Origin of the sequence: Dyadobacter sp. 3J3 (assembly GCF_009801115.1) — a bacterium.
GTDB lineage: Bacteria > Bacteroidota > Bacteroidia > Cytophagales > Spirosomataceae > Dyadobacter.
Genome location: NZ_VTOL01000023.1, coordinates 57,059 through 71,167, shown reverse-complemented (window position 1 = coordinate 71,167; position 14,109 = coordinate 57,059). Strand labels below are relative to the sequence as shown.

The window sequence follows — 14,109 nt, the reverse complement described above, 5'->3', positions numbered from 1 at the left end:
TAATAATTTTTCACTAATTTTGACATACATATTGGGGTTTGTTTGGCGACTTTAAGATACTGAATTTCAGTATCTTAACCCAATATGTATACACTTTTCTTCCTTAATTATATTTCACCCAACGGGTTATCTGATATACTTTTGCTTCCCCAGAATTTAGTATACGATAGGGTAAATACATCTTTAATATTCACACCGATTGTGTAATTGTTTAGCCAAAATGCGCCGCGTTTGTCTCCTGAAAGTTGTAGAGCGTCATAGAAACTCCCATTTCCTGCGATATTTGATTAATAAGTGTATACTAATTTTCATTTCCGGTGTCCAATTTCCAGCCAGTATCATACTTGATAAAATATGCTTTATGAACAGAGGGTCTAGTCCAATCTATACTGCTTAACCGGCAAAATGGCGTGGTGTTTTTATAGATTCTGGTATATTCAACCGTCGCACTTTTATCCTCACTGCCCATCGATATGCCTTTAATTTCTCCGAAATGCATTTCGGCGAGCTTAACGTTCTGGAGATTGTATTTTTTCTCGCTTTGCGGTGTCTGAGCAAAATATTGATGCCCTTTATTGGTGAAAGTTATCCATGGAGTACCGAGCTCGCTGAGTGTTTGCGAGGTTTTGATTTTGACAAATCCATCTTTTTCCAGACCTAGGTCCAGCATACGCTTTGCATCGGTGGGGTCACCCATAGCAATTCTATGATCGATAACTTTTGGAAGCTTGTATTCAGCTACGATAAGTGCCCGTGCGGTTTGTGAATCAAGTTTGTCTTGCCCGCAAGCCGCTGCGGTCAAAATCAATAATAAGGTTTGGGGTAATGATAAATTCTTCATCTTACTTAATGGTTTGTAGAATATTTAATTAACTAGTTTGTTAGTTGTGCGATAATCCAAAAAAGCGAGTGTTTGCGTTTTTTCGTTGAAAATACGATTCATAAAACCTCTAATGTGTGACTTAGTGAATATTTTTGATAAGGCTTGATCTTGCAATTCATAGGCAGATCACGGCATGTGTAGTCATAAGGAAAACAGCCTAATGCTGAGCAGGCATTGTTTTCTTACATATCTGAAATGACTTCTCTGGTGTAGTGACGCACACAAATCTCAGGTTTACTTATCGCCTATAGCAATATCTGTACTTCCCAAGCATTTGTAAGGCAATGTAGAATGAAATGAAATCAATACTTTCGCAAAATACCAAGGGAATCAACACAATCTCATAATTGGCTATCATGATAAAAAATAAACGGGAACATAAAAGGGCAGCATTGATATATTTTCCTCAATGGCAGGGGAGTGGTCTGACAAGAGAGCTACAGATTGGAGCGCAAACGTTATTCGACTATTTTCATGAAGGATCGCCACTTCGCGTTCCGCTTTCGGATGAGCCCCTAGATACTAAATATAATATTAGCGGGTACCACCCTTTATTAACCCAACTCAAATCAGCAGAAGATTTACTCTATAAAAATCAGCCTGAAAAGCTGGTTCTGATCGCTGGTGACTGCGCATCGGAAATTGCACCAATTGATTATCTCAACAGTAGGTATGACGGGCAACTCACTGTTATTTGGCTCGATGCCCATGCGGACTTAAATACTCCAGAATCCTCTCCAAGCGGGCATTTTCACGGCATGCCACTGCGACTTTTATTGGATGGCGGGTTTGATGGAGTCCCGTTGAGGACTTCAATGCGGGTAAAAAGTCAGCAGGTTATTTTGGCTGGACTTAGAGATCCTGATGCTCCGGAACAGGTTTATATTATACAAAACTCGATTTCGGTTTTAAATGGTATGCTCGGTTGGAAACAAAAACTACTTGATTTGGTTGCAGAGAAGATTTCAACTTATGTTTATATCCACCTGGATCTGGATGTTCTTGATCCTGCATCATTCCCTTGTGTCAAATGCCCTACGCCAGCAGGATTTGACAGCAAGGAACTAAATGCATGCTTGAACCAAATTTTGGATAATTACTGTGTAGTTGGCATGGCGCTTACCGAAACCACGGCAAGAACGCAAGAAGAATTGGAACCTATTAAGGACATTTTAGATACTTACAAACGATACATCGATGGTGCTTATGCAAATTAGGATCTGTATTATCATTACTAACAATTGAACTACTTTTTTCAGGATTTACGCGAGTTCAGATATAAACCTTCATTGGCAGAAAAGTTAATTTTTGAAAAAGAATGTTCACAGGATCAATTTAACTCTGTTTTGAAGCAGGCATTGATGAGAAAGGATTCGGAGAAAAGTTTACTTTTACTTTGTGTTGCAAATAGTTGTCTGGATAAAAGCCTAACTGACAAGTGCTTAAAGAATCAGATTATTTTCTGATTCTTTAAGTCACAAGCTTTGCGTTTTTGCCAGGAGTTGCTGTATGGCAAGTGATAGTACTAGTGGAATTGCATAGGTTTCTTTTATATTAAGAATTGTTTGCTTTGACGTTGATTCCTTGATATATATAGCTTTCCCAGAATCAAATGACAAATAGCCCTGCTCGAAAAAACGCTCTTCAGTATTGAAATCTGATTTCATGGATAGAAAGGTTAGTGCTGTAACGTCCAACGTAGCCTTGTCCATCAGTAGCCACTTGTGAGTTTCTGTTTTAGGCGTAACGGATGGCACATCAGTACGTTTTATTTCAAGAATGAAGATCTCAGGATTTTCAAATAGGTATAGACAATCAAAAGAAGGATACATGGGTATTATTTTGAGTTTTTTTTGGTAAAATACTTAAAAGGGCTTTAAGTAACTGCAACCAGAGTATGCCGGTAGATATTATGCTTTCTAAAAGTTGATCGTGGATTAACGGAAATGAAGCAGTTCTACCGGAATAAAATCAATCCTTTTTGTGCATTTTAAAAGTTAAGGTTAGTTCCATTTACTACCTGCTGGCCGAAATAATAATCAAAGGTAAGCTGCAAATTTTCAATGGCATCCAAATTAGTTATTAACTGAGTGATATTGGTATGTTGCATAGAATGTTTTCTTAAGCAGAATCTCCACCGATGTTCAGTATCAATATGTTGCTCCTTAATTAGTATCTGAATCACTCTTGAAGTGCCGGACTGAATTCTATTCTAATTTTCAATTCGGTAAATTCAAGTAAGGTTTGTCCTAAATCTTTTGCTTTTTTACACAATTAGGATCAAGAAAAGGAATGCTGTAAATTAACCAGATTTAACCGATTACCGAAAAGTGTACTATTTATTTTGTTAGAGATTCCAAGATTATTTTACCATTTTGAGGTGCATAAGCTGATTTTGTGAATTTTATTCCGGCCCGAACATTTGTTCAGAATATGTTGTCAGGAAATTCCCTGATTTCTAATCGTTTTAGCTTCCCTTTCTTTATTTCTTGCGTTATTGATTTTTTTTTCATGTGACTTATATCTGAGCATCCATGAATCTGCAACTTTAATACAATTTGCATAAGCCCTATCTTCTACATCAGTTTCTAGTCTACGAATGTAAGTTCTTGTCCAATCCACGAAATGAATCATTAACAGCCCTTTGTCATCATAACAATGTCTTCGTCGAATGTATCCTTCAAGATGCATATGGACATGCGCTCGTAAAAATTTAAAATATCATGAACAATCTGGATTAATTCTTTTTTTTTGGATTCATCCATTTCTTTGGCATCAATTAAATTCAGAAAATTTTCATTCCGTTCAAACAATAGTATTTGCTTTGCAATGAGCTTTTTAAGCCTGAGTTACAATGGTAAAAGGGTAGTTTGGATAGGGCCAAATATAAAGTCTGATGTTGCCTTACGCTGATTGTAATTAAAATTTATTTTCATTTGATAAAACACGAGCACGGAGCCGACAACAACCAAACCCTGCCCGACGAGTCCTGAAAGTTCTCCGAACGACAGTGCGGTGACAGCGTTTATGACTATTATAATTCCAGATAGGACGATTGCCAAAATGACAATTAACCAAGTGATTTTTTTCACGTCTTAATTTTGTTAAGTTCTTTAATATTTATCGAACACTTGGAATCTGAACAAACCAAAACCGGAATACCGGTTTTGGTTTGTTTTTTAATACCTCTGAGCCCAGTTACTCGAGGAGCATAAAGACATTAAAAGACTGATTATTAAGATATTGATAATCAATCGAATGTTTTGTCTTGTTTATTTGAAGAAGGTGGAAGGCCGGTTTTAATTTACGGCCGTGATGATAGCAAATTATACCGGCACGTGATACAAGCAATATATTGGAAAAGCCCGGGTTTACAATATCTCAGCCAGCTGTACGTGTGAAGCGTATTCTCTGACATTTTCATTTTCTCCAAACGGATGATCATGTATGATATTTGCGGATCAAAAAGGGTGCAAAAATATTGGTATAAAAAATTGCAACTGTGTCCGAAATGCAGTACATGGAACGTTCTTGCCTGCTTTGAAATTCGAACTAGAATAAATTGGTTTAAAATTTATTCGTTTTCTACATTTCATCAGCAATTAATCTTTTGAACAATAACTTTAAAATTATTTTTTTCCTCAGGTGACTTACAAGTAAGCCGAAATAAATGGGGAGCCGTCCTACCTTTGGGTTTTTATTATCCTATTTAGCAAACAACGTTGGCAATACCCCTCGTAACCTAAGTTTTGCTTCAATGCATGTCACTAAAATATGCTATGTATGGTTTAATTTTTCTTGTAGATTTCTAACTTATTATTTTGACTTATATTTGTAAACTTTGTACAATCAGTGATATGATTTATAGAAATCATTATATTATAAACTCAATCCATATTTATGGCTGAGTTGTTTAAGGGAATTTATGACTACGACCATTTGCCGTTTGCATTTTCTGATGCGGAACTTGAAAGACATTATGCCAGTCTGTTACAAAGATACACTCCACTTACCAAAAACTGGAATGACCAGTTGAATACTGAATGGATTGCGCGTACCTACCTGGCCTCTAAAATGATCCTGAGTGCTACTCTGATGATCAATTCGGTTTATTATGCCAATCAAAAAAATGTTCAAGTTGTCGAACCATACCTATTGTATTATTCATTATTTACCTGTTCGCGAGCTGTTTTACTAACACTGCCAGAACATGAGTGGAATGACAGCGCCTTATTTAAATCAAACCACTCAAAGGTACTCAATCTTACAGTGGACGCGGTTAAGCAATTAAATAAGGAGTTTGGAGCAGATGTTGAGAAAAAACTTCAACTTGCCAGGGACTTTCGCGAGATTTTTTCATATAACATGCCTGCAAGCGGGCTTGGCGGTATGCAATCGGTGGTTAAGCTTAATCTGGATGAAGTGGTAGCTCTTTGTCAGATTCTTGCAGAACTGGCCGAATTTCAAAGTGAGCGATTTTACCAGGCTTTTAATAAGAATTGCAAAGACAAGACATTTGGCCTGGATGATAATCTTTTGATGTCACTAATGACGTATCAAACAACACAAGGGGATGTGTTTGTCGATGACGACGACTTCACGCTGATTGGTAGACTGGCCCGTAAACAAAAGACGCCTGCAAGTATTTATTTAACACTTACCGAAGGGATGGTAGATGATTTTTTCGGAGCCTGGGCAGAGACAAATAGTTCAAGCGGGGAACCGTTTGATCCGGAACAGGATATTCGCCTGATTTACAATTTTCCATAACATGTTAAAAATCGTTATGACTGGGACTAAGGTATAAATAGTTTAGGGGGCCTCAGAGCCTGAGCTTTCGGTCCAAAGAGAAAACCAATCCTGCAATTCCATCTCAATATCGTTTGCTCTCACTAAGTTTGTGATTCTGGATGGTTGTTTCGTGCCACATACCGGTATAATTGCTGATCGGTGTTTTAGAATCCAGGGAAGAAGTTTGACAGCAGCAGAGGCACCATATTTTGGTGATAAATTTGTATGGATGGATTTGATGCGCCCAGACCGCTCATCATCTTTGTTAAAAACTGTGCGCATTAGGGACCAAAACATCGGTATGATTTTATGTGTTTGCATATGGTCCAAAGTTCCATCGAGCATTGCTTCAAGATATGTGATGGCAAACTCAATCTGATTATAGGTGATTTTGATTTTATGTTAAATTAAGTCCATTTGCGAAGGGGTGTAATTGGAGACTCAAACCTCCAAAATTTTTACGTCACCTTTCAGTTTTTCTATTGCTTCTGCGATCTCATCGGATTTCATTAATGGACTAGGGCGATGTAGTAAAAGCAAGTCCAGGTAATCAGTTCTTAGGTTTCTCAGTGATTGTTCAACCGACCAAATTATGTAAGCTGACGAATAGTCGTAATGTTTACCGGCGGGTTTTTCTTCTTTCCGACTGCATCTGACTGCCATATTTTGAAACCAGCTGTATCATTTCCCTGCTCATTTTGCTCTCTAAGAAGGCATTCCCAAAATCCGCCTCAGTAGTATAGTCTCCATAAATATCAGCTTGGTCAAATGTTTTGATATCGTTTTCCAAGCAAGTGCTCATCAATTCAATCATCTGCTAGGTATTAGAACCGTTTCCCCAAACACCACAATTCATACTGCCCGCAATAATCTCGAAAATTGTATTTTGTGCATGTTTGCTAAATTAGATTAATTGGTATGGGATGTATTTTAATACTGCGAAATAAGGATTAAAATATAACCCGACCGAAATGTAGGCCTATGAATTACCGGAAACTTATTTCATCTAATTCTCAAGGAATAGTCCCTGGTACAGCTGGGAAAATTGTAATTTAAGTAATATTGTTGACTGCCAAATTCTAACAATAGAATCATATTCCTCAATTGATCATTATTTTCAATGAAGGGAAATTGAATGGATTTTCCGCTCACAATGTAAAGTTCTGTCTGCTAAAATGCAGAATCACCAGGCAATTTGCCTGGTGATTCTGTCGGCGTCACTGACCTAATCGTGCTAAATAATAATTGCCTTTAGAGCTCAAATCGTTGTTTTGGTTATGAATAGCAGCTCCACTTTCCGCTGGGCAGCAGCGAATTGTGCCTAATGCCATTTGTCAGATTTACTACTTTCATATTTACTACTTTTGGACAATGTGCATTGCCTTATTTAAATCCTCAAAAGCATTTAATGTACGATCCAGATGCTCGCGTGTGTGGGTTGCCATCACACTCATACGTATACGGGCGTTCTTTTTGGAAACAGCCGGGTAAAGGATTGGGTTTGCGTAAATCCCGGCCTCCAAAAGCATCTTGCCTGCATTTGAAGTTTTATGGGCATCACCAATTTTTACAGGAATAATGGCCGATTGCGTATTGCCAATATCGAATCCGAGACTAACAAGTCCATTACGGAGGTAGGAAATATTTGACGCCAGCATATTTCGCCATAAAGGCTGCTCATCAATTAAGTCTATGGCTTTGACAATTCCTGCGGAAGCAGGCCCTGCAGTGGCAGAAAAGATGTGCTGTCTGGATTGAAACTTTAAAAAAGTTGCAAGTTTGGGACTTGTAACAACATATCCGCCGACATTCGAAAATGTTTTTGAAAATGTCCCGGTGATAATATCTACCTTTTCAAGAATGTTTAGTAGCTCCATTGCTCCCCTGCCATTGTTACCCAGCACTCCGATTCCGTGTGCATCGTCGACCATCAGAAGCCCGCCGTATTGTTTGGTGAGTGCGTAAATTTTATCCAAAGGAGCAATGTCGCCATCTTGGGAGTAAACGCCGTCAACGATCACCATTTTAGTTCGGTATTTTGCCGCAGCGTCTTTCAGAATTCTTTCGAGTGATTCCAGATCGTTGTGAAGAAAACTTTTACGATTGGTCAGCATACATCCTTCGTAGACACTTGCATGAACTGACATGTCTACAATTGCAATGTCTTCTTTCTGCAACAGGACCTGAAGCGAAGCGCTGTTCGCAGTGTAGCCTGTTGTATAAATAACTGAGCTGTCACTGCTTCTGCCGAAAAATTTGGCTATTTTTTCTTCCAAATCCTGGTGATAACTGAAATGTCCCCCGATAAGCGGAGATGCGCCAGCGCCGGTTCCATAACGTTTTACTGCTTTAACGACAGCAGCTATAACGGATGGATGCTGGGTAAACCCAAGATAATCATTGCATACAAAGCTGATGAATTTTTTAGGGGACGTGTTTGCAGAGGTAATAACCCGCATTTCCGGTCCACAGCCTGAGAGGTTGAGCAGACGATAATTCATATGTCCGTTATCTTTCATGTAGCCTAAAAAATCATAAAAAAGATCTGCCCGTTGGATGGCGTCCAGTTCGGGTACGTTTTCAAAATCCTTGAAACTAGCGGTGGCAAAATTAATGTTCATAAAAGTGGATGTATTTATATTGAAGTTTGCGAAAACTAGTTCTCATTTTTTTCGATTCCTGTGACTTAGTTTTTTATTTGGATATCGATCTTTGTCATCTACAACGCGACGTGCAGCGAACATATAGAGGTAAAGATCCATATGCAGTTCTTCGGACATTTACACGTTTTGATTCAACTACTAGTGTTTGTGTTGTTAATGATAAGATTTACTCAGGAAAATCCTGCTGCCTTTACCTTTGTAGTATGAAGGCTGATATCGTATATAGCCATACTGCTCAAGGTGATGAATGAGCTTTTGGTAAGTGGCCGTACTTGCAATTCGTGACAGTGTCATCACATCTTTCCCAAAAGCGACGACGGGCCCTTTAAATCCCTGTTTTTCCCACAGCCAGATTAGGGTCACATAAAGTCCGATGTGCGAAATGCCCAAACGCTGATCTGTTTCAATGGCTGAAAAAAACGAAGCTAATATCGAATCCTTTTTCATTGCTTAACTTTTTGTCCGTTCTTCTTGGATTGCTGCTCGTTTTCTTTGGGGGCTTGTTCTGTAATTTTCAAAGCCTGTTTTTCAGGGCCCGACAATGCCTGGGCGATACTTATTTTCTTTTGATGCTCATCGTAAACATTCAGCGTTTTATACTGCGGATTTGCCTCTATGGAAAGATTAACCTCTTTGCCTTCCCGCATGATAGTCACCTGCGGTTTTTCGCCGCGACTTAATGCATCAAGTAGTACCTGTTGATCTTTCGCCGTTAGGGTTTCTTTTACACCGAGTTGATTCACGGCTTTTTGCAGGTCAAAACCGTAATCTTTATGAAATTCTTTTAATTTATGGTTTCCAGATGGATCCTGATCGTTAAAATCGAGCTGTATCCACTTGGACTTTGAACCGGCATTGATATCAAAAGTTTCAATTTTTATAGCCCTGCCCGAAAGAAGGTTTTGAGCCTGCGAAGCACTGATTTGATCTTCCGAAGAGAATATTTGTTTTTTTGATTCCTGCGGCTTATCCGTATCAGTCAGTGCCGCCTGGTACTTTTCAAACCGGTATGCACCGCTTGCATCCTTCGCAAAAGAAAGACTGATATCCATTTTCTGGGTTTCGCTGATGTAATAGGACAAAGGGACTGAGAATTCCCTTTGTCCTTCCTTTATCTGCTGTGCGAGCTTCGAGCCGACAGCTTCAAAACCCACCTTGGCAACAGCCTCTTTCAGATCCGATAGATTGCGGTCAGAAGAAATCGTTGTCTGTCTTTCCGCCTGCTTCTCTCTAAATGGAGCCAGTGCTCTTTGCAAGAGCCTCATCCAAAGATTCGGGTAAACCTGTTTTCTGAGCAAATCATTCTGACGTGCCAGGATGATCAGCGTCATTTTTTCCTCCGGGACATTTGAACGGCGATACTTTGTCTGCAAATGCTCGTAGAACCCAAGCTTTTCTTTTAGAAATGCCTTGTCTTTTAAAATGTCAGCAGAGAACAGTTTTCCAAAACGCTGTTCGCGGGCTTTCCATTCATTTAGCTCTTTGGCTATTCTGTTGGAAGTAATCTCACTATTTTCAACTTGCTGCTCCATGATCTGCATGATTTATATTTTGAAACAAGCGGTCTCAGACTGAAACACCCTTTCGCTTTGCTCGCCGGGAAGGCTCTTCATTTTCCTGTGCTTTCACATCTTGCTTTTCGCTTTGCTGCTGGGACTGGCTTTCACCCTGACCTTGTTTTTCGGTTTGTGAACTTCGGATCCGCTGCTGACGCTCGTCATAAACAGCTACGGACTTAAACTGGGGATTCGCTTCAATAAAGCGTTTTTGTTCTGCCCCATCCTGCACGAAGGTGACTGCCTGACGGTTCCCTTTTTGAAGCGATTCGATCAGACGCGATTTATCCGTATCGTTGCCGAGCTCTTTAATGGGATGTTTGGAAAGTGCTTTTTCGAGTTCAAATCCGTATTTTTCACTGAATTGCTTTATCTTAAAATTTCCGTTGTTTTCCGTTTCTTTGAAGTCCAGTTGTACCCAGGCGTTGTAGAGCTTTCCTTCTTTATTTGTCAGGTCTTTATTGACTGCCCGGCCGTCCAAAAGGTTATAGGCTTCTTTCAAAGTGATGCTGCCTTTTTCTTTATTGATGTAAAATTTTTGTTCAACCGATTTATCCTCATTCTCCTTTTTAAGCGACGCGGTATAGTTGTTAAAAAAGAACATATCAGTCTGATTGGATTTTTTGAACTGAAGCACAGCGCTAAGCTCATCTTTGCCGTAGGCAGCAGTATGCTTAAGCTGAAATTCAGTTTGAGACTTGGCCAGATTGGCTTTGAGCTGCGATTCCAGCTCCTGTCCAAAGCCGGTAAATTTTACCTGGTCCTTAAGGAAATCAAAATTGTTCTCATTCATGATCGTACGTATTTAATGGTAAATGAAAATGTTACTGTATTTATGAAAGTGGCTTAGCGCGGACAATGGCTCTGTTTTGTACCTGTAGTTCCATATGCCTTCCGCCATTTTTCTCCATAAGCTGAATGGTGAGCTGTTTTTGATTAGGAATTGTAAATTTGTCAATTGCAAAGACGAATACATGGAAGCTCTTCGCACCAACGGCAGCGGTATCCTGATGGACGTAGACCGGCATGATCTCCCTTTCCTGCACAGCCGCGCGTTTTACCCGTTTTTTATCGCGGATGAAAAATCGAAGATTTTCAATGTCGTAGGTTATATTCGAGTGGTTTTCAAGTTGTAAACGGTAAAAAATTACATCTTCCCTGATGTAGAGCCCACTGAGTGCGAACCGCGCCTTGTCACAACGATCTTTGATTCTATGCAAGTTGTTTTTATCTGATAAGGCAAGCTCAGAACTATGCTGGATCACAGCCTGATTGCTGTGCTGAAATAGCGCGGATGAAGAGGACTTGTTTTTGTCAGGAATTAACTCAATGTTTAGCTGCAAGGGCTCGTCTGCATAGGTGACAACAAAGGAATACAGCTTGCCATCCGATGTGACTACGGTCAGGTTGGTCTGTATAAATCCTTTTCTGGCTGCTTTTATCTGTAAGATGTTCTCAATACCCTTTGCTTTTTGAGCTAGTATATCCCGGCTTCCGCGGTCAACACTTTTAATGGCAAAAGGGAAGATCAAATTTACCGTTTTGTGATAAGTGATTTCCAATGGGAAGGGCTCAATAACAAATAGCTCAACATTTTGTGAGAATGCCTTCCCGCTGATCACAAGCAATAACAAGGCCAGAATCCGGCCAATTCGGTTTTTTTTCATGATTCGTATAAATTAAATTGAAAGTGTAGATCCTCCCAGCTGCCTACATCGACGCCGTATTACCATCCCGCAGCAACACCTGGTATCCTGCTTTCAGTGATACCTGAACTAGACGTGCTTTTTTGCCGATGAGCGTTTTTGCCGCCTGGATACCTGCACTAGCTGCCTGTGCTCCAAGCGAAGGATCAAGTGAGCCGATGCTTACTCCCTGAATATCCTGCCCTAGGGATTGTTTAGCCACATCTCGGCTGATGGCATCCGGAATATGTATACCCGCAATTCCGTCCAGATCATAAACCGACAGCTTTACAGGTAGCAGTGCGTTTTCGTGTCGGATGGAAACAACCTGAACCATCAGCCGTTCGCCATTTAGAGAGGCCTGCCCAAATACAAAGCTGTCTTTTGGAATCAGTACACCTCCAACATAAATATCTCCTGTCAGCCGGAGTTTGACTGTGGCCCCCGTTACCAGCTGCTGATCCTGGTGCACGACAGCAGGTATGGCATTACCCGCGTTGGCTGTAACTTCCTGATCCAACGAGAAGAAGCCATTCTGCTGGAAATGTAGTTCAGAAATTAAGTTGTCAGTCAAAGAATCAGCGGCTATCATATTTTCTAATGTTGTAATTGGGTTTCTATTCTGCCCGGTTGTGACAGGAAAAGCCTGTTTTTCATTTTGCTGGGCCTCTTTTTGCAACCTATCTGCAACACGCTCAGGATGCTGAATGTCCATAACCTTTTCAAGCAGTTCATTTAATTCCTTCATCTCCGGGTCGTGTGCGTCAACCTCAGATTCTCCCTGAAGCCCGGACATCAAAGATTCGAGTCTTTGCATGTCAGCTCCTTCGCTGATCTGAGCCTGGCCGGATGGCCGGGCTGGCTCTGCGTCAATTTGCTTTTTCTCATCTTTAAAGCCAGGCTCCGCAGAAGCTGCAAGAACTGCGTCAAGTTCTTTTAACTTACCATAAACCTTTGCCTCATCTGGATTGGAATATGTTTTTCCTTTATAGAAAACAGGTGCTACGCGCTTGTGTTTTCCATAGGGCCCTGTGAGTCCCTGCAGTGGTACCCCTGCAGTATCCAGTTGACCGGCAAGCTGAATTTGCTGACGGTAGGGATCTTTCTTTATCAGCTCGGCCCGCTTAGCTGAGTCATCGGCGGCCTTCTGGTAGTAGCTAAGCTTGTCCATGGGCTTGCCTTCCTTTAAAAAAGCATCAGGCAAATTGGTATTCAGCCCGGTAGGTTCGGCTGTTGTAATCTGAGTTTTCTTTACATTTTTAACAACTGCGGCCCAGTAAAAGAATGTCAGAAATGGCAGTACCAACAGCGGCAAAAAGGTGTATAACTTGCGTTGTTGTAAATAGCGGGCAGAGTAGGTTCTGTTTTCCATGATTGTGATTGCTTAATGATTGATTAAAATGACTGATTTAGTTAGGCGTTTCGGCCTTAAAGACTGTTAGGGATGGTATTGCTGCGGATTTTCCAGGCTGTCTTGCTTGATCTTACTTTCAAGGCTATCCAGGTAGCGGCCTATGGCGGACTGTTTTTGGAGTTTTAGCTTTTGTTCATATGGATCAAAGGGCCATAAGCGGAGCAAAACGATGTTTTTAAATCGTAAAGTGTCCTGTGTTATTATGCTGCCTTTAATCAGGTAGATGCAGTACGTGCCTGCGCCCAGGGTAAAGACAATCAATATTGTTTTGAGCCACTTGACTGGTATTTTCCGGGAATACCGGTCCATCAGAGCTGCCCAGCCTCGTTGGAAGAATAGTATCTTACCAGCTATTTTTTTCGGCAGCCGGTCCGTAGGTGTATCAGTTGGCTGAGATTTGGTGGCCCTGTGAGCATTGAATCTGTAAAACATAGGTGAATATTTTAAGTTGTGGAAATTAAAGAAGGCCCGCATTCCCGTTAGCGGTTTTGTACACTGATGTCCTTATTTTCGATTGTAGTCCATTTCTCAATCAGAAATCCGTGTGGGTTATTATCACTTCGTGATACCGTGCGCAAATAGCCCTCGGTAACCAGCCTGCGCGAAACAATGCTTGTCGGACGGATGATGCGCTGCATCCCGATGCATTTGAAGAAGTAGGGATAAATAGAGATGTCCACTTCAACACTGTCGATCTGTATTTGCTGGCTGATGTTTCCCGATATGACACCGGTATAGTAGCCCGATTCTTTCAAATTGTCATATTGTTTTTTAGCTGATCCGTCGGCCAGATACAGTGCTTTCGAAACATTTGAGGAGATTGTTTTATCATCGGGATCCAAAGTGAAAAACAGCCGGTGAAAGCTGGCAACATGATCGCGGGCTTCAACGGGAATGTTATCTCGCCGCTGTGATGCATAAGCATCAAGAACCTTTCCTTCGGCGAGAATATAAACTGTTCCCTGGGCCGTTTGCACGAGTTCGTAGCTTTTGTACAGAGAATAACAGCAGAAGACAATACTTCCGCAGACGACCACCAGGGTGAAAATCCGGATATGCCGAAATGCAGTGTCAATATTTTTGGCTTTGGTAAACATAGCTTAATGTTTTTAGCAGA

14 protein-coding genes are annotated in these 14,109 nt (G+C 40.6%); 2 read left to right on the top strand and 12 right to left on the bottom strand.

All coding sequences use genetic code 11. The features are described from left to right. Positions 1 to 301: 301 nt before the first annotated feature. On the bottom strand, positions 302 to 841 hold the full coding sequence (locus FZF08_RS29480; RefSeq protein WP_159477750.1) for a hypothetical protein: 540 nt from the start codon (positions 839 to 841) through the stop codon (positions 302 to 304). 398 nt (positions 842 to 1,239) lie between these two features. Between FZF08_RS29480 and FZF08_RS29475 the strand changes: the two genes are divergently transcribed. After that, positions 1,240 to 2,100: an arginase family protein gene (locus tag FZF08_RS29475; protein WP_159477746.1), complete on the top strand. Its 861-nt coding sequence runs from the start codon at positions 1,240 to 1,242 to the stop codon at positions 2,098 to 2,100. Between the two features lie 258 nt (positions 2,101 to 2,358). On the opposite strand, the gene FZF08_RS29470 is transcribed toward FZF08_RS29475, so the two are convergent. Continuing rightward, the gene (locus FZF08_RS29470) at positions 2,359 to 2,715 is read right to left on the bottom strand and encodes a hypothetical protein (protein ID WP_159477743.1); all 357 of its coding nucleotides are present in this window, start codon (positions 2,713 to 2,715) and stop codon (positions 2,359 to 2,361) included. Between the two features lie 2,068 nt (positions 2,716 to 4,783). On the opposite strand from FZF08_RS29470, the gene FZF08_RS29465 reads away from it, so the two are divergent. After that, a complete protein-coding gene (locus tag FZF08_RS29465; RefSeq protein ID WP_159477740.1) occupies positions 4,784 to 5,653 on the top strand; it encodes a hypothetical protein in 870 nt (289 codons plus the stop codon). Positions 5,654 to 6,115: 462 nt separating this feature from the next. On the opposite strand, the gene FZF08_RS32155 is transcribed toward FZF08_RS29465, so the two are convergent. The 10 genes from FZF08_RS32155 to traK all read right to left on the bottom strand — a co-directional run bounded on the left by FZF08_RS32155 (position 6,116) and on the right by traK (position 14,089). Then, positions 6,116 to 6,337, bottom strand: coding sequence for an aldo/keto reductase (locus tag FZF08_RS32155; RefSeq protein ID WP_200837194.1), 222 nt, complete (start codon positions 6,335 to 6,337; stop codon positions 6,116 to 6,118). Beyond that, positions 6,294 to 6,476: a hypothetical protein gene (locus FZF08_RS32435; RefSeq protein WP_200837193.1), complete on the bottom strand. Its 183-nt coding sequence runs from the start codon at positions 6,474 to 6,476 to the stop codon at positions 6,294 to 6,296. The genes FZF08_RS32155 and FZF08_RS32435 overlap by 44 nt, the downstream gene beginning before the upstream one ends. A gap of 556 nt (positions 6,477 to 7,032) precedes the next feature. Continuing rightward, positions 7,033 to 8,295 (bottom strand): aminotransferase class I/II-fold pyridoxal phosphate-dependent enzyme, encoded by a 1,263-nt coding sequence (locus FZF08_RS29455; protein WP_159477737.1) that lies wholly within the window; start codon positions 8,293 to 8,295, stop codon positions 7,033 to 7,035. A 195-nt stretch (positions 8,296 to 8,490) separates the two neighbouring features. Continuing rightward, positions 8,491 to 8,784, bottom strand: a complete 294-nt coding sequence (locus FZF08_RS29450) for a hypothetical protein (protein WP_159477734.1) — start codon at positions 8,782 to 8,784, stop codon at positions 8,491 to 8,493. Then, complete coding sequence (locus tag FZF08_RS29445) at positions 8,781 to 9,869, bottom strand: hypothetical protein (protein ID WP_159477731.1); 1,089 nt, start codon at positions 9,867 to 9,869, stop codon at positions 8,781 to 8,783. Before FZF08_RS29445 ends, FZF08_RS29450 begins: the two co-directional genes overlap by 4 nt. A 34-nt stretch (positions 9,870 to 9,903) precedes the next feature. Then, positions 9,904 to 10,686: a hypothetical protein gene (locus FZF08_RS29440; protein ID WP_159477728.1), complete on the bottom strand. Its 783-nt coding sequence runs from the start codon at positions 10,684 to 10,686 to the stop codon at positions 9,904 to 9,906. A gap of 40 nt (positions 10,687 to 10,726) precedes the next feature. Then, positions 10,727 to 11,560: a conjugative transposon protein TraN gene (gene traN, locus FZF08_RS29435; protein WP_159477725.1), complete on the bottom strand. Its 834-nt coding sequence runs from the start codon at positions 11,558 to 11,560 to the stop codon at positions 10,727 to 10,729. A 43-nt stretch (positions 11,561 to 11,603) separates the two neighbouring features. Then, positions 11,604 to 12,950, bottom strand: coding sequence for a conjugative transposon protein TraM (gene traM, locus FZF08_RS29430; RefSeq protein ID WP_159477722.1), 1,347 nt, complete (start codon positions 12,948 to 12,950; stop codon positions 11,604 to 11,606). A gap of 66 nt (positions 12,951 to 13,016) precedes the next feature. Continuing rightward, entirely contained in the window at positions 13,017 to 13,424 is a 408-nt protein-coding gene (locus FZF08_RS29425) for a hypothetical protein (protein WP_159477719.1), read from the bottom strand. Positions 13,425 to 13,471: 47 nt separating this feature from the next. Then, positions 13,472 to 14,089, bottom strand: coding sequence for a conjugative transposon protein TraK (gene traK, locus FZF08_RS29420; protein WP_159477716.1), 618 nt, complete (start codon positions 14,087 to 14,089; stop codon positions 13,472 to 13,474). Between the last annotated feature and the right edge of the window lie 20 nt (positions 14,090 to 14,109).